Consider the following 21,874-nt stretch of genomic DNA (forward strand, 5'->3'; position numbering starts at 1 on the left):
AAGAAAATCGGCAACTTATTATAGAATGGATAAGGCATAAGCTTTATCCATTCTTTTGCATAGTCCTTGTTGCATGCACGGCAAAGCCAAGTTTTTGTAAAGGAGGGGCCGCATGGCATTACAAGATATTTTATCTGTCAGTGATCTTAATCGTTATATTAAGCTGGTGCTGGAAAAGGAACCCCACCTGCAAGATATATGGGTGAGAGGAGAAATCTCCAATTTTACCCACCATTCCAGCGGTCATATGTATTTCACGCTAAAGGACAAGCAGTCACGCATCAAAGTCGTCATGTTTGCGAGTTATAATCGCTTCCTGCGTTTCTTGCCCAAAGATGGAGCAAAAGCGATTGTGCGAGGGTCTATTTCTGCATACGAACGGGATGGCGCGTATCAGTTCTACGCCAAAGAGATGCAGCCAGACGGTCTTGGCTCGCTTTATTTAGCATTCGAGCAGCTGAAAGAAAAATTGGCGCAAGAAGGGTTGTTTGCAGCAGAGAGAAAGCGGATGCTCCCGCGTTTTCCCAAACGTGTCGGTGTCGTCACTTCTCCGACAGGAGCTGCCATCCGAGATATTTGCACGACGATTCGCAGACGGTATCCGCAAGCAGAAATCGTACTTTCACCAGCCGTTGTCCAAGGTGCGGATGCACCTGCATCGATTGTCTCCGCTATTCGGATCATGAACGATCAGCCTGACATTGATGTTCTCATTGTAGGGCGTGGTGGAGGTTCCATCGAGGAGCTCTGGGCGTTTAATGATGAAAACGTCGCGAGGGCAATCGCTACTTCACTCATTCCCGTCATCTCCGCTGTAGGACACGAGACGGATGTGACGATCGCCGACTTCGTAGCAGATGTACGGGCAGCTACGCCGACAGCCGCAGCTGAATTGGCTGTACCGCATTATTTGGAATGGGTCGAAAGAGTGCGGCAGCTCGAGATACGGATGCATCGAGCATTACGTGGTACCATGACAGAGCAGAGAAACCGTTTGACACGTTTGAGCAATTCGTATGCGATGCGCCAACCGGAGCGGAGGCTGGAGGAAGCCGCAGAACGATTGGATCGGGCACACTTGCGGATGCGTCAATCCATGAAGCATTTACTGGACAGAAGACGCGAACGCTATACGCGATTAGATGAACAGATCAAGCGCTATCGCTTTGCTGATCAAATTGGAGATAAAAGAAAAAATCTGTTTAAGCTCCGCGCCACCTTGGACGAACGGATGCTGGGGCGCCTCAATCAAAAAAGAATGGCATTCGCAGCTCGTATAGCTACATTGGAAGCATTGAGTCCACTGAAGGTCATGCAGCGTGGATTCTCACTCGTATACACCCATGACAGGCTCGTGAAATCAGTGGAACAGTTTGCTCCTGGCGATGAGATCATGGTACGATTAAGTGATGGCAGTGCGACAGCACGTGTGGAAAAAGTGATTCGGGAGGAGGAGAAGCAGAGTGGCTCGCAAGAAAACAGAACAAGAGACTGATATGCAGTTCGAGGACGCGATGAAGCGCCTGGAAGAAGTCGTCAATCGACTTGAAGAAGGAGATATTCCCCTCGAAGAAGCGATTACCTTATATCAGGAAGGAGTAACTCTTTCCAGAATTTGTGGTCAAAAGCTGGATGCAATCGAAGCGAAGATTACCCAGTTGGTGGAAGAAGACGGACAGGTAAAGCAGAAGGCGTTTCGCGTGGAAGGAGAATCATGATCGGCGTGCATACATTCGAGAGTTATTTGGTGGAAAAGACCGCTTATATAGAACAAAGACTCCTGCCAGCCCTTGAGCAGCAAGGAGTTCCGGAAAACTTGTACGAATCCATGAAGTATTCGCTCATGGCAGGCGGAAAAAGGTTGCGTCCTATGCTGGTGTTGGCGGTCCTCGAAGCATTGGATAAGCCGATTGAACGGGGCGTGGCATTTGCAGTTGCCCTGGAAATGATACATACGTACTCCTTGATTCACGATGATCTCCCTGCGATGGACGACGATGATCTTCGTCGCGGTAAACCGACTAATCACAAAGTATTCGGTGAAGCAACAGCCATTCTCGCAGGAGATGCCTTGCTGACGCGTGCGTTTGCATACATTGCAGAAGCTTACATGGATCGCACCGATGTTTCAGCGGCTACTACCGTGAACCTAATTGCGGAGCTGGGAAAACGTGCAGGAGCAACTGGCATGGTCGGCGGACAGATGGCTGATATTGAAGGGGAGAGCAAGCGCCTTAATCTGGATCAGCTCGAATTTATCCATCGTCACAAAACAGGTGATCTCTTGATCGGAGCCTTGCGCGGAGGAGGCTACCTCGCAGAAGCATCCGAAGGCCAAATGGAAGCATTGACACGCTATGGTGTTTGCATAGGTCTTGCTTTTCAAATTCAGGATGACATCTTGAATGTGGAAGGGGATGCCCAAGCGCTGGGAAAAGCAGTTGGCAGCGATGCGGATCGGGAAAAGGCAACGTACCCATCACTTCTTGGTCTAGCCGAATCGAAGGCGCGTCTTGACGAATTGATTACCGAGGCAAAAGCAGCGCTTGCGGATGCTGGAATCGAGAACTCTGCACTCAGTCCGTTGGCAGACTACGTGCGTGATCGCAATAAATAAGGGAAAGCTGGCAACCCGTACGGGAACTGCCAGCTTTTTTGCATACCTACCGATTACAAGCTTTTATCGTCAATGCTATTTAAGAATTGTTCAATCTCGCCAATCACCGATGGAATGCAGTCGTCCTCAAATGGAGAATAGAGCTTCGCCACTTGTACCAGCTCGAGGAACGATTTACTTCCGCCTTCGCGACAAAGCGTCAAATAATCCTCCCAAGCTTGTTTTGGTTCAGATTGAGATCGTTTCCAAAATTGGAACGCGCAAATCTGGGCCAGTGTGTAGTCGATGTAATAGAAGGGGCTTTGGAAAATATGGGTTTGCTGCTGCCAGAACCCGCCCTCCTCAAGATACGCATTTTGTGCGTAATTGCGATGCGGTAGGTACTTGCGCTCAATTTCACGCCAAGCCTGTTTACGCTCCGCAGGGGTCATATCTGGATTCTCGTAGACAACATGCTGGAACTCATCAACAGATACGCCATACGGTATGAACTGGAGTCCGCTGCTCAGATGTGAGAATTTGTATTTGTCGGTATCTTCCTTGAAAAAATGCTCCATCCATGGCCACGTCAAAAACTCCATGCTCATCGAATGTATTTCACACGCCTCATAGGTTGGGAAATGATATTCAGGCACCTCAAAATCTCGGCTTACATACACCTGAAACGCATGTCCTGCCTCGTGTGTAAGTACGTCGATATCATCGGACGTACCATTAAAGTTAGCGAAAATAAAGGGGAGCCTGTATTGGCTGATGTATTCACAGTAGCCGCCAGTTGCCTTCCCTTTTTTGCTCAATAAATCTAAACAGTCATTATCCAGCATGAAGTTGTAAAATTCGTCCGTTTCAAGTGACAATTCGGCATACATCTTTTTCCCGTTTTCCACAATCCATTCCGGTGGGCCTTTCGGGCTTGGATTCCCTGTAGCAAAATCAAAGGAAAGATCGTAATACTCAAGTGTATCGACACCAATGCGTTGTTGCTGACGTTCGACGAGCTTTGATGCTACTGGAACGATGTGTTCAAGCACTTGCTGGCGGAAAATGGCTACCATTTCTGCATTGTAGTCGGTACGGTTCAAACGTGCATAAGCTAGCTCCACAAAGCTATTGAAGCCGAGTTTTTTGGCGATGCGTGTGCGTACCTTGACGAGCTGATCGTAGATGCGATCAAATTCGTCCGTATGTTGCCGCATATAATCATACTTCGCTTCATTCGCACGTTTGCGCATGTCTCTATCTTTCGCAATTGTAAAAGGAACCATCTCTGAAAGGTTTCGCTCTTCTCCTTCAAACATGATTTTGGCTGAAGCTTTCAGTGCGACATATTGACTGGCCAAACGGTTTTCTTCCTGCAAATCAGAAATGACTTCTGGCGAAAATGTACGGAGTGTGCTCTCCGCGATGCGAAACAGCTGTGCTCCCCATTTTTGCTCCAATTCAGCGCGGAAGGAAGAATCGACGATCGCCTGATAATAGCGGGAAACGATGCCGGTATATACAGGAGTGGCTTCATCCCAGTAGTCCTGCTCCGCCTTGTAGAAGGAATCTTCTGTATTGATCGTGTGGCGGATTTGTGCGACATACCGCGCAGATTCCACTTCTTGTCTCAGTTTGTTCAATTGAGTCATGATTGTATCTTGCTCGGAGAAGCTTGAAGCATGTTGAAACGCTTCCAACAATTGCGTGAATTGTCCTTCAACTTCGTTCATATCCATGCGCTCATACTGAATTTGTGAGAACTTCACGGACGTCACCTCTTTTGTTCGGAGTATGTATTCAAAATTATCTTACCAGAAAATACAAGATATCGCCTTCATATTCGTATATGTTGATCAAAAGTGGTGTTTTTATTAAGAAACCGTTATAATGAATCAAGCTGAAAATAAGCGGAATCGGCTATAGCAATAAGGAAAGCCGGGTTTTCTAGTGGCTTGATTGATATGCAGCATGCACAATCGCCGGAGAACGAACAGTGGAAAGTGAGGAATACCAATGCTGCTTACTACTATAAATGATCCTCAAGACTTGAAAAAGTGCACGCAACCGCAGTTACATACATTGGCATCCGAGATCCGTCAGTTTCTAATCGAAACGCTCTCGAAAACAGGCGGACATCTCGCGCCGAATCTGGGAGTTGTCGAGCTGACGCTAGCTCTGCATTACGTTTTTGACAGTCCAAAAGACAAGCTGATTTGGGATGTCGGACATCAAGCCTACGTACATAAGATGCTGACAGGACGCCGGGAGATGTTTCCGACCTTGCGCCAGTACAAAGGTCTGTGCGGGTTCCCTAAAATGGTGGAAAGCCCGCATGACGTCTGGGAAACCGGGCATAGCAGTACTTCGTTGTCTGCCGCAATGGGGATGGCGACTGCGCGGGATTTGAAAAAGGAAAAGAACCATGTCGTTGCTGTGATTGGTGACGGTGCGCTGACAGGCGGTATGGCTTTAGAAGCCTTGAACCACATCGGTCATGAGCGCAAGAATGTCATCGTTGTGCTAAATGATAACGAGATGTCTATTGCGCCAAACGTTGGTGCTTTGCACAACTACTTGGGGAAAATTCGCTCGACGGAGAACTATCAGTGGGCGAAGGATGAAGTTGAAGGCTTGTTGAAATCGATACCGGCTGTAGGGGGCAAATTGGCTCATATGGCTGAGCGCTTCAAGGACAGCATGAAGTACCTGCTCGTATCTGGCGTTCTTTTCGAAGAACTCGGCTTTACGTATATTGGTCCGATTGACGGACATAACATGGAGCTGTTGCTCGATACATTGAAAACGGCCAAGCATACAAAAGGACCTGTATTGATCCATGCTATCACGAAAAAAGGACTTGGCTATGCGCCAGCTGAGGCTGACTCGGTCAAGTGGCACGGAATCGGTACGTATAAAATCGAATCAGGTGATACACCGAAATCTGCACCAACGTATACATCCGTTTTTGCTGATACCATGATGAAGCTTGCGGATGAAGACCATTCCATTGTGGCTGTGACTCCTGCGATGCCAGCGGGTTCAGGCTTGATCCCATTTGGACAGAAGTATCCTGACAGACTGTTTGACGTTGGGATTGCAGAGCAGCACGCATGTACATTTGCGGCAGGATTAGCGACACAAGGCTTGAAGCCGGTCTTTGCGATTTATTCGACCTTCTTGCAAAGAGCCTATGATCAGTTAATCCACGATGTCGCACGCCAAAAGCTCCATGTGATTTTCGCCGTTGACCGTGCTGGACTCGTCGGAGCAGACGGGGAGACACACCAAGGGATGTACGATGTGGCATTCATGCGAATCATTCCGAATATGGTCATCATGGCACCGAAGGACGAAAATGAGCTGCGTCACATGATGAAGACAGCAGTGGAATATAAAGGCGGTCCGATCTCTTATCGTTATCCGCGATTGCCGACTCGTGGCGTCAATATGGATGAAGAACTGCAAGTGCTCCCAATCGGAAAAGCGGAGATTGTACGCGAAGGCAAACACGTGGCGATTCTCTCGTTCGGTCACGTATTCGAAATTGCTGAGGCGGCGGTCAATCAGCTTCAAGAAGAAGGAATCAAACCGATGCTGGTCAATGCACGTTTTTGCAAGCCGTTGGACGAAGAGCTTCTATTCCGTCTGGCAAAGGAAGGCTACGATATCATTACGGTTGAAGAAGGCAGTGAAATGGGCGGCTTCGGCAGCGCTGTCATTGAATGCTACAGTCGTGCAGGCTATCACGGCATGAATGTACAGGTTGTCGCGGTACCAGATTATTTTGTTGAGCATGGAAGTGTGAAGGAACAGCGGCAAGAGGTAGGGCTCACAGCTGATCATATCGCTGCTCGTGTCCGATCCTTGATGCCAATTTCGAAGGGCGTAGTGGAAGCATGAGTGTAAGAAAAGAACGGATTGATGTTCTCTTGGTCGAAAGAGGCCATTATGAGACCAGAGAAAAAGCAAAAGCAGCCGTAATGGCAGGTCTTGTGCAGGTAGCTGGCGACCGCTGTGACAAGCCGGGAACCAAATTTGCCGAGGATGTTGCGATTACGGTGAAGGGCGAGGTACACCCGTATGTGAGTCGGGGTGGCCTCAAGCTGGAAAAGGCATTACGTGTCTTTGAAATCGACATGAAGGATCGTGTCATGATGGACATCGGGGCGTCCACTGGCGGATTTACGGACTGTGCGCTACAAAACGGTGCGCGGCTTGTATACGCCATTGATGTCGGGTACGGACAACTCGCGTGGAGCTTGCGACAGGATGAACGAGTGGTCGTCATGGAACGGACGAATTTCCGTCATATGGACCCGGATGCGTTTGAACATGAACGGCCAAACGCCGCATCGATTGACGTATCGTTTATTTCGTTGCGATTGATCTTGCCAGTGCTGTACCGTTTTCTGACGGATGGCGGTGACGTCGTCGCTCTGATCAAGCCTCAATTTGAAGCTGGCAAGGATAGAGTCGGAAAGAATGGAATCGTTCGTGATCCAGACGTACACGAAAGCGTACTGACTGACATCGGTCAATTTGCCAGTGGATTGGGTTTCGCGCTAAAGGGCTTGGATTACTCTCCCATTACAGGGGGAGAAGGAAACATTGAATTTGTTATGCATGTCCAAAAAAGTGAAAGCGGCATGGATTCGGAAGCTTGGCTGAAATGCGTAACAGAGGTAGTTGCGTCTGCTCATGCGAATTTGAAATAGGATAAAAAACCAAAGCCTCGGGAGTTTTGTCACAATCGAGGCTTTTTATTTATGCATGTGAAGTTGTATACTTGTATATGAGGTTGTTCAAGAAGGATTTCCAACCAACCAGTTTTGGGGTGGACCACGTGAAGAAAATTGGAATCATAGCGAACAAAGGAAAACCCGAAGCACGTATCGTTGCACGGGAACTGTTGTATTTACTGGAGGACAGAGGGGCGCAAGTATTCCTGGATGATCATATCGCATTAGATGTAGGGCATCCAGAACTGGGCACATCTGTAGAAGAGATGGGGAACCAAGCGGATTTGGTTTGTGTATTGGGAGGCGATGGCACGCTACTCAGAATTGCTCGCCAGCTTGCCGGTCACTCTATCCCGATCTTTGGAATCAATTTAGGCACGTTGGGCTTTTTGTCGGAAGCGGAACCGGAGCATCTGCCTCAGGCTGTCGACAATCTCCTTTCAGGAAAGTACGACATTGAAAAGAGAGCGATGCTGGAAGCTTGTTTGGTGCGAAAAGGAATCACACTGGGGACATACACGGCCATGAATGATATAGGGATTGCCAAAGGGTCATTTTGCCGGATCATTCAATGTGCAGTCTTTTTGGATGATGAGTACGTCGCGACGTTCAGTGGAGATGGTGTCATTGTCTCCACGCCGACAGGATCAACGGCATACTCACTTTCTGCAGGCGGTCCGATAGTGGCTCCCAATGTGGACATGCTATTACTGACACCAGTGGCTCCTCATTCCTTGACGGCTCGACCAATGGTATTGTCAGGCAATCAAACGATCCGGGTCGAAGTGGATGCCATTCATCAGGAGATGGGACTGTCCATTGACGGTCAGTTTGGCTATCGACTCGAGGGCGGCGATCAGATTTACATTAAAAAGTCACCGTGTGTTACTCCGCTGATTAAGTGGAAAAAAGGTGGCTTTTTCGAAGCGATACGAACGAAATTACAAGGGGAATGGGAGTAATCCATATGAACAAAGGGCAACGACATATTCGTATTCGGGATATCATCAGTAATCAAGAGGTGGAAACACAGGATGATCTGGTGGACCGCTTGCGGACTGCTGGCTTTAACGTGACGCAAGCGACTGTATCCCGAGACATCAAGGAACTACATTTGGTAAAAGTGCCGCTCCCTGATGGACGATATAAGTATTCAATGCCTGCTGAACAAAAATTCAATCCACTGCAAAAGCTGAAACGCATGCTTGTGGATTCCTTTACTAGCATTGACCAGGCCGATCATTTTATTGTACTGAAGACACTTTCGGGACATGCGAATGCGGTAGCTGAACTGATTGACAACCTTCCCTGGGAAGAAATTATGGGGACAATCAGTGGCGACAACACCATCCTGATTATTTGCCGTTCCAAAGAGAATACCAATGAAGTGACAAAACGCTTAATGGAAATGTTGTAGAAGGTGGTCGCTCGCGATGCTAGTGGAACTCTCGATCCGAAATTTTGCCATCATCAAATCAGTGACGGTTTCATTCCAAAAAGGCTTAAACATCCTGACAGGGGAGACTGGTGCCGGTAAATCCATCATTATCGATGCACTGGGACTGTTGTTAGGGGGCCGGGCGTCGGCTGATTTTGTCCGATATGGTGAGCCTCGTGCAGAAGTGGAAGGACTGTTTGAATTGCCGCCTGGTCACCCTGGACTTGACGTTTGCAAGAATGTCGGCGTCCAGATTGAGCAAGATGGAATGCTCGTGGTACGCCGAGATATCTCGAACCAAGGGAAGAGTATCATTCGAATCAATGGACAGCTCGTGACTCTCGCAATGCTGCGTGAGTTAGGGCCATGGCTGGTTACGGTACATGGACAACACGATACGCATATGCTGATGCAGTCTGACAAGCATATCAATTGGCTTGACGCGTACGGGGAAAGTGCGTTAGGAGCTGCGAAACAAGAGTACAGTACCCTGTATACGGCGTACCGCAAAACAAAGCAAGATCTGGAGCGTATGGCCCGCAACGATCGAGAGCTGGTACAGCGTATCGATTTGTTGCAATATCAGCTCGATGAAATTGAATCGGCAACCCTTACGCCTGGTGAAGACGAGAAGCTCATGCAGCAGCGGAAAAAGTGGATGAACATTGAAAAAGTTTATTCAACGATTCAAGATGCATACCGCGCATTACATGGTGACCAGAAGGGCATGGATTGGTTGGGACATGCGATGGGAGAGCTCGAGCGTGGTGTGAACTACGAAGAACAGCTCGTTCCGATTTTGGAGATAGTCCAATCGGCATACTATCAGATAGAAGATGTGGTGCATAACCTTCGTCAATTATCGTACCAAATGGATTTTGAACCGGAACAGCTGGCAGAAGTAGAGCGCCGCCTTGATCAAATCCAGTCGCTAAAACGCAAGTATGGCAAAAGCGTAGACGATATTTTGGAGTACGCGGCCACGATTCAGGATGAATTGGATGACATGCATCACTACGAAGATCGTCTCCAGCAGGTGGAAAAGCAATTGCAGGAGCTGGCAGCCGATTTGGCAGTGGAGGCATTGGAGCTGTCGGTTATTCGTTCCGAATGTGCAGGAAAGCTCGCACAAGAAATCGAGCAGCAGCTAAAAGAACTGCACATGGAGAGGGCTCGTTTTGCCATCGACGTTAGACAGACACCGGATGATGATGGGGTAGAAATCGACGGAATCAAGCGCTTTGTAGATGCGAATGGAATGGATCAGATTGAGTTTTTAATCTCACCTAACCCGGGAGAACCATTGCGTCCCTTGGCGAAGATTGCTTCTGGTGGGGAGTTGTCTCGCGTCATGCTGGCCATTAAAACGATTTTGGCAGGCACGGATCAAGTGGAGACCCTTATTTTTGATGAAGTCGACACGGGTGTAAGCGGAAGAGCAGCTCAAGCGATAGCAGAAAAGCTCGCCCGAGTCGCTGGGCAGCGCCAGGTCCTGTGCATTACTCACTTGCCACAAGTCGCATCCATGGCAGATGCGCATTTTCTGATTAAAAAGGAAATGAGCGAGAATGAAACAGAGACGCGGGTCAATCGTTTGTCTGATGATGAACGGGTATCAGAGCTGGCTCGTATGCTAAGCGGGGCAGAGGTCACAGCAAAAACAGAAGAACATGCGCGCGAGATGATCCTCCTCGGCCGTGAACGAAAGACCGTCAGTTAATTTGGTTGGCGGTCTTTTTTTATTGGAGGAAGAACAACGTGGTCTCGTCAAGGGGTTGTGAAGGCTGGTTTTCTAATGTTTTGAGTGGGTTATTTTCCTGACATAATCCGCTTGGCTGGTGGCAACATTAAAGGTACACAAGGTGGAGGTGTCCCTCATGACCGCTTTCGGTCAAACAAAATGGACCTGACCGTTTTGTTTTGTAGGTGTAGGTAGGGAACGGTAGGAGTGATTACTGGTGATCCGACAAAACAAAAGAAAATGGATGGGAAGTCTCCTTCTCCTCATCACGGCGCTTGTCGTGAGTTCCACCCCGTTCCGCGATCTGTCCTCCTTTCCCCGTGAATTGCGTTTGATGGAAGGGTCCCACGAGCAACTGCGGGTCTCTGTGCCGGTAATGGGCACGCTAATCAATAGCAATCCTGATATTTTGCACGTTAACGGGACAGAGGCGCGTGAGGTATCCGTTGATTTGAGCAGGCCTATGTCTGTAGAACCGCGCAGGGCTGGGGAAGCCCAATTGCAGGTGAAGTGGCATAACATTCCGCTGACTGCTGTAAAAGTTAATGTATTGCCAGATCTGCGGTTGTACCCTGGTGGACAGTCAATCGGGGTGAAGCTGCAAACAGCGGGTGTTTTGGTTGTCGGTCATCATTTAGTAGACGATGGGAAAAACAAGTTTTCTCCAGGTGAACAGGCAGGTATACACGTCGGTGACATGATTATCAAAATGAACGACATGTACATCAATGACATGAACGACGTAAAGAAATTGATTAACGAAACGGGGAAAAAGAATCATTCCGTTCAATTGCTTGTCGTTCGTGGCAAGGAAAAGCTATCGCTCACTTTGCACCCGGCAAAAGATAAAAAAGACAGTGAATACCGTATGGGTCTCTATATTCGGGATTCAGCGGCAGGAGTAGGGACACTGACCTTTTATGATCCAAATTCAAAAGCGTACGGGGCATTAGGGCACGTCATTTCCGACGTTGATACTGGTCAAGCCATTGTCGTAGGAGATGGCCAGATCGTGCAAGCAAGTGTCACATCGATTGAAAAAGGACAAAGTGGCAACCCAGGGGAGAAATTTGCACGTTTCTACAACGAAAGTGAAGTTCTTGGAAATATAACGAAAAACACCCCTTTTGGCATTTTCGGCAAAATGAAGGACGAGCCCAAACGCAGCTATTATCAGGAGCCGTTACCAATCGCTCTTGCTGAGCAGGTAGAGGAAGGGCCAGCCAAAATTCTTACTGTCGTGGAAGGTCAAAAGGTAGAAGAGTTCGATATTGAGATCGCAAACGTGGTCAAGCAGCATTTTCCTGCAACCAAAGGGATGATTATCAAAGTTACGGACAAACGCCTTTTGGAAAAGACAGGTGGCATCGTACAAGGAATGAGCGGCAGTCCTATCATTCAAAAAGGCAAGATCGTCGGTGCTGTTACGCATGTGTTTGTCAATGATCCGACTTCGGGATACGGCTGCTACATTGAATGGATGCTTCAGGATGCTGGTGTGAATGTCCGAGAAACTGCTGAATCCCGAACCCATACACCCAAGGCTGCCTGAATGAAGTGCCGTCACGCGAACGAAGCGAGGCGGCTTTTCCGATTTTTGCAGTCCTTTGACGAATCGGTTCGGAATGAAAGAATTCTTTGTCGAAATATCAGTTAAATCATTCAATCTTTCGTCATTGGCAGGAATGGAATTTGCTTTGTCGAATAATTTTTGTAGAGAAAAAGATGGTATGGACTAATCCCTTTAGATTTGTTAACTTCTAGAACGCCACCTTCTTTCCAAAAGACCGTCCATTGTTAGGAGGAACGACCTTGAGCAAGATTGAAGTGTTGTTGGCAGATGATAACCGAGAATTTGTGAATCTGTTAGAAGAGTACATCAGTAGCCAGTATGACATGAATGTTGTGGGTGTTGCTTACAACGGCAATGAGGTAGTTCGACTGCTGCAGGAACGTGTACCCGATGTATTAATTTTGGATATCATCATGCCACATCTGGATGGCTTGGCTGTTTTGGAGCAAATTCAGGCCATGCGCTTAAGTCCTCAACCTAAAATTATCATGTTGACTGCTTTCGGGCAGGAAGAGATTACGAAGAAAGCAGTCGAGCTGGGAGCAGCTTACTACATTTTGAAACCGTTTGATATGGAGGTGCTGGCTCAGCGCATCCGTCAAATCATTACCACCAAGCCTGCCTCTTCTTTTGTTTCTTCTGCGAAACCGCAAGCTACCTTACAAATCCGCGGTCGCAATTTGGACGCGAGCATCACCAGTATCATTCATGAGATTGGAGTTCCAGCGCACATCAAAGGCTATTTGTATTTGCGGGAAGCGATTACAATGGTATACAACGATGTCGAGCTGCTCGGTTCGATTACCAAAGTCCTGTACCCGGACATTGCAAAGAAATTCAATACAACCGCTAGTCGTGTAGAACGTGCCATCCGTCATGCGATTGAAGTAGCATGGTCCCGTGGTAATTTGGACTCCATTTCCAGCCTGTTTGGTTATACGATTTCCAACACCAAGGCGAAGCCGACCAACAGTGAGTTTATCGCGATGGTGGCTGACAAGCTTCGGATTGAGGCGAAGATTAGTTAGGACTAGGACCGCATCATTACAACGTTTTTGAACGGTGGGGTTGAGACGAGTTTAACCGAATGCACATTCGAAAGTAACGTTGCCCGAATTGGGTGGCGTTTCTTTTTATTATTAACGAGCTGAGTCGGAGGAGGAAGTATGTATAAGGGGCAACGGTATATTAAGAACTGCCCCTATTTATCTTAGTGTAATTCAGTCTTCTCTGTATATCTCTTGACACTCTACAAACTCCTCCGCACACCTCTGGTTACACAAAACGTTTTCATAGCCAGTCATAAAAGAACAACGCCTTTCACACCGTTTTCGATCTGTGACACATATGTCAAAGTTTGAAAACCAGCGATCCTGAAAACGTGGGTAATGATCGTATGGATTCGGATACCAGTCGTATTGTACATGTCGAATGGTTCTCTTATTACCCTTTCGTTTCATGTCTTCACTCCCTCGTTAAAGTAACGCACCTTTTATAGTAAATGACTATCTGTCTCGTCCTGATTGGACGAATCGACTAAACGTTTCACCCAAATACACGCGGGACGCCGTAATGGTATCGCGCTTTTTGCGTTAACTCAACGAAAGGATTCCTAATTACAGGAGAGAACATCCAATCTGGCTTCGGATGTTTTGAAGTGAATCCAAGAAAATTTTCTGATTTAGATAATGAAGATTATTTAATGTTCCATTATAAGGAAAATAAAGATAAGATATTGATGAAACGAGATTATGACACTCTTTTTATAATAGGGAGCAAAATTGTATTTGAATACGCTTCTGGTTCTTTTGAGCCACTTTCAAGAACGGGTGCAGGTTCATTTCTTAGAAGTTTCGGCCATGATCACTATCATTTAGATCTATTTACGCGAAACAATCAAGGTCTTTGTGTTGATTACTATGACAAAGCATTGTGGAATGAACATTTAAAAGATTAATGAAATATCAAAATAATAGCGAGGTATAAAATGAAAAATCAAATCGAACAATGCCCGAAATGTGGAGGTAATGAGATTGGAAAAGGGAGACAAGCTGGAGATGCGGCAGTGTTTCCTTTAGGCAAGATTATCCCTCTTGGTTCTGCCATCATTCATAAAATCTGTACGCATTGTGGGTATGTTATCGAGAGTTATGTTGAAAACCCCTCTAAATATAAAAGTTAATATGATCTTGGAGATAATGAAAAATGAGTAAACTATTATCCTACAAAGAAATTCATATTCGTTCTTCTACATCACCAATTGCGTATAAGCAGGCTGGTTATCGCCAAAGGTTTCTAACCATTGAGGGAAAAGAGATCGCCAATACAGGTATAGATTGTGAAACCTGTCTTTTTTATGCCAACGCTTCAGGAATGGATATGAAAAGCGCAACAAAAATATCCAACAGATTAAATCAAGGGATAAATTCACTAGACCAAGAGTTCCTGTCTGATTTATCCTGTCTCATTCCCAATGGTCATTACATTGCAACTTTGCTGAAGGTGTATCCTAGGCTGAAAAGAGAGGCACATGGGACTGAGTACTACAAGGCTGGGTTAAGGAATATTAGCAGTATGAGGAAAATTGAAGAATATATAGTACGGCTTCAATCCAGTGAATCATTAAATTCTATAGCAATAAATGATTACATGGACAGAGTGGATATAAAAGAAACACCAACAGCGTTGAGTATTTCTTTCCTAGATATAAAATATCCGTTAAATCATTTTGATGAAATATGGGTTTATAGTCATTTTTTATTGGATGGCCATCACAAAATGTTTGCGGCAGATAAAGCCCAAAAACCAATTACCCTATTATCCTTTTTATCGATTGATGAGTCATTCGCAAATAAGAAACAATTAGAAAAGCTTTTCCAAGTTTTAACCTGATGAATTGGCTATTGTCTCGGGACAAGAAATAAGCCAAGGTATTTTAACCCTGGCTTTGATTATCAATATACCATTTTACTAAATAGAATCACAGAGGTCACTTAGCTGTTTCTTTAGCTGGTGTAGTAGGTGGTTGTTCGGGGCTTGCAGCGGGTGCGTTTCTATATTCAAAGACCATTTCGGAAGTACTACTCAATCCGGTTTGTTCCATGCCTTTACTCGTCAAGGCAATTCTGCCAAATGCCGTAATAGTGGAAGGAATCCTTCCATCTGGTTTGATAATGGTCACAGAAACGGAGTTAATTTCTTCTTTCTTGTCTTTCGCTAAGGTCCGAGTATTTTCCACTAAAGCGCGCAATTCCTTTTCATCATTTGATTCTGTCGCTAAAGCAACCATCCACATTCCGGTGCTTTCGTCAAATCGGTCAATGGCTAATACATATGCAGGTAGCGGCACTTCTGGTGTGCTTGCCGTTTCACTACAGGCTGGAAGGATTAATGCTAGTACAAGTAGTAAGGCTAGTCTAAATTTCAATCTGCAACTCTCCTAATTATGTTTTTAATGATTTTACCAAAATTAGGGTATTTTTACTATAACTAAAATGTACTCTTTCCGGAGGAACTGAATCCATGTGCCTAGAATTATTCGTCATGATAAAAGAAACACCAGGAATTGAGCCTAATCCGATAGTCTCTCCTTATGTTTTGACAGGCAAGCTATCACGTGAAAAAAGCCCTCATTTTTTCAGGCATTTTCCGAAAAAACAGCTCTTCTCACCAAAAAAATTTCGTTTGGACGAGCAGCATTACATCCTGACAAAATGAACCATTTGATAAGAAACTGCCAGAGTCCCTTGCGAGATTTTGATCCTCCTATGTAAAATAGAAAAGCATACGATACAAATACATACTACTAATAGCGAGGCAGGTGCTGTGAAAGTGCGCAATTTGGATGAAATTCTCGCATTTAACCGTGAATTTGTAGAGAAACATGAATATGAAAAGTACCAAACTACCAAGTTTCCTGATAAACGACTGGTCGTGCTCTCTTGCATGGATACGCGGTTGGTGGAACTTTTGCCGAAAGCCATGAACATACACAATGGGGATATCAAGCACGTAAAAAGCGCTGGGGCAATCGTGTCCCATCCTTTTGGGAGTATCATGCGAAGCATTCTCGTGGCGATCTATGAATTGAATGCAGAAGAAGTGATGGTTGTCGGTCATTATGACTGCGGGATGAGCGCGATAGACAGCAAGCGCACCATGGAGAAGATGCTGGAGCGAGGAGTCTCGGCTCAAACGTTCTCCACGCTTCAACATGCAGGGATTAACTTACACAAGTGGCTGCACGGATTTGATCGTGTTGAAGAAAGTGTGAAAAATAGCGTAGATACGATTAAAAATCACCCGCTCCTCCCACCGAATGTGGACGTCCATGGGTTACTCATTGACCCGGTAACGGGGAGATTGGATGTTGTCGTGAATGGGTATGAGCGAATGAAGGACAGTGAATGATCCTAACCTTGCTCCCATTTCAAGGAAAACATTTCTCCACAAACTTACGAAATGGGTAGGAGGATTGATTGGACTCGGTATAGCGACTGGCGTGTACGGTCATGTATGGGAACGAAAAGCACTGGATATCGTACGATTGTCGATCACGATACCGGGATTGCCAGAAAGCTTTAAGGGGACAAAGCTCATTCATTTCAGTGATGTCCATCTCGGTCATTATTTTGAACCGAAAGAATTGGAGCCAGTTATTGCCGCAATCCAGAGCGAAAAACCGGATTTGATTTGCTTCACAGGGGATATCGTTGATGAAGTGACGCGACCGCTATTCGCCGCTATTCCCCTTTTCAATCAGCTTCTAGCCCCATTAGGCAAATTCGCCGTTTTGGGCAACCACGATTATCGAGCTGGTGAACAGCAAAAGGTTCGAGATGGCTTAGTCGCGTCAGGCTTCGAAGTGTTGGATAATCGGCACGTTGTCGTACACAAGGATGGCCAGCAGTTATACATGGCGGGGGTCGATGATATTTTCTATGGTGTACCTGATCTGTCAAAGGCGCTCGAAAATATCCCGCCGGAGGGCAGCGTAATCTTGTTGGCGCATGAGCCTGATTTTGCTGATATTGCGTCAGAGCATCCCGTGCATCTCCAACTGTCCGGCCACAGCCATGGCGGACAAGTACGCTTGCCCTTCATTGGTCATCTCATGACGCCTCAATACGGACGTAAATATGTACAAGGACTGTACCGGGTAGGTGGCATGGATGTGTACACCAACAGAGGATTGGGTACGACGATCTTGCCAGTTCGTTTATTTTGCCGCCCAGAGCTAACGGTACTAACACTACAGTGAACTTTTGTTAATAATGTTCTTTGATCCATTGGACGAATTGCTGGAAAGCATCGTCCTCTTTTTTGGGGTGCAGGTAGGCGATGAGAGTGGGGCGCACTAATTCGCCGTTTGCGATATCGTAGGCAACCAATCTTCCGGTCGCCAGCTCTTGTTGTATAGTTCTTTCCGGCAGGATGGTGATCCCTAGCTGACTTTCGACCATTTTTTTAACAGCATTGAAACTGTCCAATTCCATAATAATATTCGGAAAAACTCCCTGCTTGGCAAGATAGCGGTCGATTCGTTGGCGATAAGGAGCGGTATGATTCCCGAATACAATCATTTCCTCGGTTCCCCATGCCTGAAAACCTGGAAACCCGCTTGCCCAAGGATGACTGGGCGCCATGACGAGCACGAGTCGATCGCTGGGAAGGAATTCTTGATGGATGTGCGGGTGATACATTTCGCTCCCGAGAAAGGCAATATCAGCCGTTCCCGTTAGCAGAGCGCTAAGGGACTCCTCGTACAACGTAGAGCGGACGTAGCAGGTGAAGCCGGGATGAGCAATCCGGTACTCCCCAATAAGTCTCGGCAGTTCATAGGCGACAAAAGCTTTTCCTGCGACGATGTTCATCGATTGGCGCTGTTCTTTCTCTTGGATAAAGGAGCGCATTTGCTCAACGATGCTCGTCGCAACCGGTAGCAACCGACGTCCCTCACCAGTAAGACTCACTCCTGAGGCAGTACGAACAAACAGCTCACTCCCAACCTGGCGCTCTAGCTGCTTCAATCGGTGCGTCAAGGTTGATTGCGCCAAAAATAATGCCTGTGCAGCGCGATTGATCGATCCATGACGAGCAATCGTCAAGAATACCTCAAGACTTTCTCGATCCATTGTAAGATGCCTCCTATTCAAATTGTCGATAACTAGTTATCTGTATTCTATAACAAGGGTGACAAACATGGGAATATGATAAAGGCAGGAGGTGTTCCCGGTGAAGAATGAGGAGATCAAACAAGCTGTTCAAGCACAATTTGGAAAAAATGCAGAGCGATACGTGCAAAGCAAGACACATGCAAAAGGCTGCGACCTGGAACTAATGGTAGAGTGGATGCAGCCGAGAGAGAACTGGCGGGCATTGGATATCGCTACAGGAGGTGGGCACGTAGCGAGGACTTTGGCTCCTCATGTGAGTTTGGTCGTCGCTACGGATTTGACACGCCCGATGCTCATGGCGGCATCTGCTGCCAATGATACAGCACTTGTCGATAATGTGATGTATGTGCAGGCTGATGCAGAATCTCTCCCGTTTCTCGATGAATCATTTGAGATTGTCACATGCCGAATAGCGGCGCATCATTTCCCTGATCCGGCGGCTTTTGTTCGTGAGGTGGGGCGCGTACTTACCCCTGGGGGGGTGTTTCTCTTCATTGACAACGTTTCGCCTGAGGACTCGTCGCTTTCCGCATTTATAAATGAAGTAGAGAAAACACGCGATCCTAGTCATGTTCGTTGTCTTTCCGTCCGTGAATGGCACGCTTTGTTTGAAGCGAATGGCTTGATTTTGCAAAAGCAGCGGGAACGCAAAAAAAGGTTTGAATTTTTACCATGGGTTCAGCGTACCTCCGAATCATCTGAGCAGGAAGTGAATGTGGAAAAATTGCTGCTGAACGCTACAGATGAACAAAAGGAGTATCTTGGGATTACCACAAACGCAGGCAGAGTAATGACCCATCAGATTGACGAATGGATGGTTCTGTGCAAAAAAAGAGGAGGACAAGAAGACGATGACAACCAAGCATGAATGGATTGGGCTCGACCATGTACAATTAGCAGCACCAGCAGGTACAGAGGACGTAGCGCGCAAGTTTTTTGGTGAGCTTTTGGGAATGCCAGAGGTTCCAAAGCCAGCGAAGCTTCTCGTTCGAGGTGGTGTATGGTTTCAATGTGGGGCGCAAATGATTCATATTGGCGTAGAGGAAGGATTCATCCCTGCGAAAAAAGCACATCCGGCGTTCCTTGTGCAAAACATTGGTTCGCTGATGGAGCATCTGCAAGCAAATGGGATCTCATTTCGGATTGACGAAGAAATTCCTCACCTTATTCGCTTTTTCACAGAGGACCCATTTGGAAACCGTTTGGAGTTCATGGAGGCGAAGCAGGAATGACAATTGATTTTCACGCGAAGAAAAACCAGTTGAGCTATACGGGGAGAACCGCTGATGATACGTGGAGTCAGACGATCCTGTCACTCGTCAATCCCGAGGGAAAAAATGTCGTGGACATCGGTTGTGGCGGAGGAATTTACAGTAAGGCTTGGTCTAGGCTAGGAGCTGCCTCTGTCACGGGCATTGATTTTTCCCACGTGATGGTGGAAGCGGCGAGCGAGCAATGCGGAGACGATCCGAAGATTTCATTTGCACAAGGGGATGCCCGCGCAACCGGATTGCCGAGTCATTGTGCGGATATTGTATTCGCTCGAGCCTTGATCCATCATTTCCCGGAACAAGACTTGCAGAAGTTTTTTAAAGAAGTTATCAGGCTATTGGCACCGGGTGGGATTTGCTTAATCCAAGACCGGACAATGGACGATGTCAAAATGCCAGCCTCGCCGACTCATTTTCGCGGTTTTTTCTTTACTCGATACCCGCGCTTGCTAACGATAGAGCAGACACGAAGACCGGATGATACAATGGTGCAGAACACGATGAAACTCACGGGGCTTGAACAGGTGAACAAGACGACTCTTTGGGAGACAAGACGTGAATACGATAGCTGGTCTGAATTGGAAGCTGACTTACTTTCCAGAAAAGGCCGCTCCATTCTGCATGAGTTAACCGATGAAGAACTGAGAGACCTCGTTCTCACCATTCATGATCACGTAGCCGGGCAAGAAAAATGGAATGAACAAGATTGCTGGAGTATATGGATAGGTAGCGTAGCTTGTGGCACAATAAAAGGGAAATAATTGTGAAACTTTTTGTTCACAAATTTGGATATGCTTGTCTCATAATACCTGAAGCTATATAATGGAATTGCCATTGTATTCCTGTTTGCGTCATCATGGTGAAGGAGTTGTCGTAAATGAAAATCGTTTTATTTGACATCCTGATGTTTATCTTCACATTCTTTATCGCTTGGGGCTGTTTGAATTCCATCAAAGCGAAAAACACCTTTGCAATCTTATTTGGCTTTGTATCTTTGGTGGTCTTCCTGTTCGCAGATGGTTTGATCATTTACTACCTGGCCAAGGGTGCGTAGATTAAACTGAAAACGCTTCGCTTAAAAGAGGTTGTGCATTCGATGCACGGCTTCTTTTTTTGCATGTAGGGAGGAAATATTTAGCATACTAAAGGCGGAGGTGGAAAAGTGGGCAAACGAAAAGATTCTGCAGCACATTCATACACCGCTGTCGTAGCGGCTGATCTGAAGACGAAGCAGTTGTGCAAACGTCTCCACTCCCATCATATCGCCATCATTGATCATCCGGACGTTGATGAGATAGCAGCACAGTCTTTACTGGAAAGAGGGGTAAAAGTCGTCCTCAACCTTTCGCCATTCATGACGGGGCAATACCCGGCTGAAGGGGCTCGCCAACTTTTAACAAGCGGTGTCACACTTTATGAGGCACTGGATGTAGATGTGTCGGATTCGTTCATGGAATGGATCGAGGGCAAGTATGCAACGATACGTGAAGAAAATTTGTACATCCTATTGGAAGAGAAGTGGGTCCATGTGTACAGGCTACAGCAGGTGACAGTTCCCTCTGTTTTGAACCGATGGCATGAAGCGCAGGATAAGTTGGATGACACACTCTCGTCGTTTATCGACAATACACTTTTGTACGCCAGCAAGGAGAAAGACCTGTTTTTAAAACCACTTTGCCATGTGCAATTACATACAAAAATGGAACAGCGACACGTCGTAGTCGTCGTTCGCGGGAAACATTATAGGGAGGACTTGCTGACGCTATCTTCCTATATTCGGGAATATCGTCCTGTTTTGATCGGGGTCGATGGCGGTGCAGATGCCCTTATGGAAGCTGGGTATCGTCCAGACCTGATTGTGGGAGATATGGATAGCGTCTCGGACAAAGCACTCCAAAGCGGAGCGGAGATCGTCGTCCATGCTTTCATGGATGGGATAGCACCTGGGACGATTCGCGTAAAAGCTCTCGGTTTGCCTTTTCATGTTTTGCCAGCACCTGGTACGAGTGAGGATGTGGCGATGTTGCTAGCGTACGAAAAGGAGGCTGAACTAATCGTCACGATCGGTGCCCATACCAATATGATTGATTTTCTGGAAAAAGGCCGCAAAGGTATGGCGAGCACGTTGTTGGTCCGCACGAAGATTGGGACAAAGCTAATTGATGCCAAAGGAGTCAGTCATCTCTATCGGCCGAGCGAGTCATGGAAGCTGTGGGGTTGGTGTATAGTTGCGATGCTTCTCCCTGTTTCAGCCGCGCTCGTTATTAATCCAATCACCCGTCATGCTGTACAGATGATTTGGACCAGTTGGCGGACTTGGACGTTATGAACAACGCA

At 46.7% G+C, this 21,874-nt stretch carries 23 protein-coding genes; 20 read left to right on the forward strand and 3 right to left on the reverse strand.

From position 1 onward, the window contains the following. Positions 1-112: 112 nt before the first annotated feature. The 3 genes from xseA to ACUUHJ_RS12865 are packed head-to-tail and all read left to right on the forward strand — an operon-like array spanning position 113 to position 2,617. Complete coding sequence (gene xseA, locus ACUUHJ_RS12855; RefSeq protein ID WP_289677592.1) at positions 113-1,495, forward strand: exodeoxyribonuclease VII large subunit; 1,383 nt, start codon at positions 113-115, stop codon at positions 1,493-1,495. Continuing rightward, positions 1,464-1,718 (forward strand): exodeoxyribonuclease VII small subunit, encoded by a 255-nt coding sequence (gene xseB, locus ACUUHJ_RS12860; protein ID WP_048032540.1) that lies wholly within the window; start codon positions 1,464-1,466, stop codon positions 1,716-1,718. Before xseA ends, xseB begins: the two co-directional genes overlap by 32 nt. Beyond that, entirely contained in the window at positions 1,715-2,617 is a 903-nt protein-coding gene (locus ACUUHJ_RS12865; RefSeq protein ID WP_289677595.1) for a polyprenyl synthetase family protein, read from the forward strand. The genes xseB and ACUUHJ_RS12865 overlap by 4 nt, the downstream gene beginning before the upstream one ends. A 53-nt stretch (positions 2,618-2,670) precedes the next feature. Here ACUUHJ_RS12865 and ACUUHJ_RS12870 read toward each other — a convergent pair whose 3' ends face one another. Then, positions 2,671-4,365 (reverse strand): M3 family oligoendopeptidase, encoded by a 1,695-nt coding sequence (locus ACUUHJ_RS12870; protein ID WP_289677596.1) that lies wholly within the window; start codon positions 4,363-4,365, stop codon positions 2,671-2,673. 247 nt (positions 4,366-4,612) lie between these two features. Here ACUUHJ_RS12870 and dxs point away from each other — a divergent pair, with 247 nt between their 5' ends. The 10 genes from dxs to ACUUHJ_RS12920 all read left to right on the forward strand — a co-directional run bounded on the left by dxs (position 4,613) and on the right by ACUUHJ_RS12920 (position 14,982). Then, positions 4,613-6,499 (forward strand): 1-deoxy-D-xylulose-5-phosphate synthase, encoded by a 1,887-nt coding sequence (gene dxs / locus ACUUHJ_RS12875; protein ID WP_289677598.1) that lies wholly within the window; start codon positions 4,613-4,615, stop codon positions 6,497-6,499. Next, positions 6,496-7,314, forward strand: a complete 819-nt coding sequence (locus tag ACUUHJ_RS12880; RefSeq protein WP_289677599.1) for a TlyA family RNA methyltransferase — start codon at positions 6,496-6,498, stop codon at positions 7,312-7,314. Before dxs ends, ACUUHJ_RS12880 begins: the two co-directional genes overlap by 4 nt. A gap of 128 nt (positions 7,315-7,442) precedes the next feature. Further along, the gene (locus ACUUHJ_RS12885) at positions 7,443-8,300 is read left to right on the forward strand and encodes an NAD(+)/NADH kinase (RefSeq protein WP_289677600.1); all 858 of its coding nucleotides are present in this window, start codon (positions 7,443-7,445) and stop codon (positions 8,298-8,300) included. Positions 8,301-8,305: 5 nt separating this feature from the next. Then, the gene (gene ahrC / locus ACUUHJ_RS12890; protein WP_289677601.1) at positions 8,306-8,755 is read left to right on the forward strand and encodes a transcriptional regulator AhrC/ArgR; all 450 of its coding nucleotides are present in this window, start codon (positions 8,306-8,308) and stop codon (positions 8,753-8,755) included. 16 nt (positions 8,756-8,771) lie between these two features. Beyond that, positions 8,772-10,496, forward strand: a complete 1,725-nt coding sequence (gene recN, locus ACUUHJ_RS12895) for a DNA repair protein RecN (RefSeq protein ID WP_289677602.1) — start codon at positions 8,772-8,774, stop codon at positions 10,494-10,496. A gap of 238 nt (positions 10,497-10,734) precedes the next feature. Next, on the forward strand, positions 10,735-12,069 hold the full coding sequence (gene spoIVB / locus ACUUHJ_RS12900) for a SpoIVB peptidase (protein ID WP_289677603.1): 1,335 nt from the start codon (positions 10,735-10,737) through the stop codon (positions 12,067-12,069). A 260-nt stretch (positions 12,070-12,329) separates the two neighbouring features. Beyond that, entirely contained in the window at positions 12,330-13,118 is a 789-nt protein-coding gene (spo0A, locus tag ACUUHJ_RS12905) for a sporulation transcription factor Spo0A (RefSeq protein ID WP_016739922.1), read from the forward strand. Positions 13,119-13,747: 629 nt separating this feature from the next. After that, positions 13,748-14,047, forward strand: coding sequence for a hypothetical protein (locus tag ACUUHJ_RS12910; protein WP_289677604.1), 300 nt, complete (start codon positions 13,748-13,750; stop codon positions 14,045-14,047). 30 nt (positions 14,048-14,077) lie between these two features. Next, positions 14,078-14,272 carry a transcription initiation factor TFIIIB gene (locus ACUUHJ_RS12915; protein WP_289677605.1) on the forward strand — a complete coding sequence of 65 codons (195 nt, stop codon included), beginning with the start codon at positions 14,078-14,080 and terminating at the stop codon, positions 14,270-14,272. Between the two features lie 23 nt (positions 14,273-14,295). Next, entirely contained in the window at positions 14,296-14,982 is a 687-nt protein-coding gene (locus ACUUHJ_RS12920) for a hypothetical protein (RefSeq protein WP_289677606.1), read from the forward strand. Positions 14,983-15,079: 97 nt separating this feature from the next. On the opposite strand, the gene ACUUHJ_RS12925 is transcribed toward ACUUHJ_RS12920, so the two are convergent. Then, entirely contained in the window at positions 15,080-15,517 is a 438-nt protein-coding gene (locus ACUUHJ_RS12925) for a hypothetical protein (RefSeq protein WP_289677607.1), read from the reverse strand. A gap of 404 nt (positions 15,518-15,921) precedes the next feature. Here ACUUHJ_RS12925 and ACUUHJ_RS12930 point away from each other — a divergent pair, with 404 nt between their 5' ends. After that, positions 15,922-16,500, forward strand: coding sequence for a beta-class carbonic anhydrase (locus ACUUHJ_RS12930; protein WP_289678078.1), 579 nt, complete (start codon positions 15,922-15,924; stop codon positions 16,498-16,500). Continuing rightward, positions 16,493-17,350 (forward strand): metallophosphoesterase, encoded by an 858-nt coding sequence (locus tag ACUUHJ_RS12935; protein ID WP_436406361.1) that lies wholly within the window; start codon positions 16,493-16,495, stop codon positions 17,348-17,350. Before ACUUHJ_RS12930 ends, ACUUHJ_RS12935 begins: the two co-directional genes overlap by 8 nt. A gap of 7 nt (positions 17,351-17,357) precedes the next feature. On the opposite strand, the gene ACUUHJ_RS12940 is transcribed toward ACUUHJ_RS12935, so the two are convergent. Beyond that, positions 17,358-18,224 (reverse strand): LysR family transcriptional regulator, encoded by an 867-nt coding sequence (locus tag ACUUHJ_RS12940; protein ID WP_289677610.1) that lies wholly within the window; start codon positions 18,222-18,224, stop codon positions 17,358-17,360. Positions 18,225-18,324: 100 nt separating this feature from the next. On the opposite strand from ACUUHJ_RS12940, the gene ACUUHJ_RS12945 reads away from it, so the two are divergent. From ACUUHJ_RS12945 to steA, 5 genes are all read left to right on the forward strand, one after another. Further along, on the forward strand, positions 18,325-19,134 hold the full coding sequence (locus ACUUHJ_RS12945; RefSeq protein WP_289677611.1) for a class I SAM-dependent methyltransferase: 810 nt from the start codon (positions 18,325-18,327) through the stop codon (positions 19,132-19,134). After that, positions 19,118-19,498: a VOC family protein gene (locus ACUUHJ_RS12950; RefSeq protein ID WP_012686053.1), complete on the forward strand. Its 381-nt coding sequence runs from the start codon at positions 19,118-19,120 to the stop codon at positions 19,496-19,498. Before ACUUHJ_RS12945 ends, ACUUHJ_RS12950 begins: the two co-directional genes overlap by 17 nt. Next, positions 19,495-20,298, forward strand: coding sequence for a class I SAM-dependent methyltransferase (locus ACUUHJ_RS12955; protein WP_289677612.1), 804 nt, complete (start codon positions 19,495-19,497; stop codon positions 20,296-20,298). Before ACUUHJ_RS12950 ends, ACUUHJ_RS12955 begins: the two co-directional genes overlap by 4 nt. Before the next feature lie 116 nt (positions 20,299-20,414). After that, positions 20,415-20,591 (forward strand): DUF2759 family protein, encoded by a 177-nt coding sequence (locus tag ACUUHJ_RS12960; protein WP_088907150.1) that lies wholly within the window; start codon positions 20,415-20,417, stop codon positions 20,589-20,591. A gap of 108 nt (positions 20,592-20,699) precedes the next feature. Then, positions 20,700-21,866 (forward strand): putative cytokinetic ring protein SteA, encoded by a 1,167-nt coding sequence (gene steA / locus ACUUHJ_RS12965; protein ID WP_472299054.1) that lies wholly within the window; start codon positions 20,700-20,702, stop codon positions 21,864-21,866. Positions 21,867-21,874: the final 8 nt, after the last annotated feature.

Source organism: Brevibacillus schisleri, from assembly GCF_055685845.1.

Bases quoted from the DNA above. Each gene is read 5' to 3' on its own strand.
- xseA (WP_289677592.1), top strand. From the start codon at position 113: ATGGCATTACAAGATATTTTATCTGTCAGTGATCTTAATCGTTATATT.
- ACUUHJ_RS12865 (WP_289677595.1), top strand. From the start codon at position 1,715: ATGATCGGCGTGCATACATTCGAGAGTTATTTGGTGGAAAAGACCGCT.
- dxs (WP_289677598.1), top strand. From the start codon at position 4,613: ATGCTGCTTACTACTATAAATGATCCTCAAGACTTGAAAAAGTGCACG.
- ACUUHJ_RS12880 (WP_289677599.1), top strand. From the start codon at position 6,496: ATGAGTGTAAGAAAAGAACGGATTGATGTTCTCTTGGTCGAAAGAGGC.
- ahrC (WP_289677601.1), top strand. From the start codon at position 8,306: ATGAACAAAGGGCAACGACATATTCGTATTCGGGATATCATCAGTAAT.
- recN (WP_289677602.1), top strand. From the start codon at position 8,772: ATGCTAGTGGAACTCTCGATCCGAAATTTTGCCATCATCAAATCAGTG.
- ACUUHJ_RS12915 (WP_289677605.1), top strand. From the start codon at position 14,078: ATGAAAAATCAAATCGAACAATGCCCGAAATGTGGAGGTAATGAGATT.
- ACUUHJ_RS12920 (WP_289677606.1), top strand. From the start codon at position 14,296: ATGAGTAAACTATTATCCTACAAAGAAATTCATATTCGTTCTTCTACA.
- ACUUHJ_RS12940 (WP_289677610.1), bottom strand. From the start codon at position 18,224: ATGGATCGAGAAAGTCTTGAGGTATTCTTGACGATTGCTCGTCATGGA.
- ACUUHJ_RS12950 (WP_012686053.1), top strand. From the start codon at position 19,118: ATGACAACCAAGCATGAATGGATTGGGCTCGACCATGTACAATTAGCA.
- ACUUHJ_RS12955 (WP_289677612.1), top strand. From the start codon at position 19,495: ATGACAATTGATTTTCACGCGAAGAAAAACCAGTTGAGCTATACGGGG.
- ACUUHJ_RS12960 (WP_088907150.1), top strand. From the start codon at position 20,415: ATGAAAATCGTTTTATTTGACATCCTGATGTTTATCTTCACATTCTTT.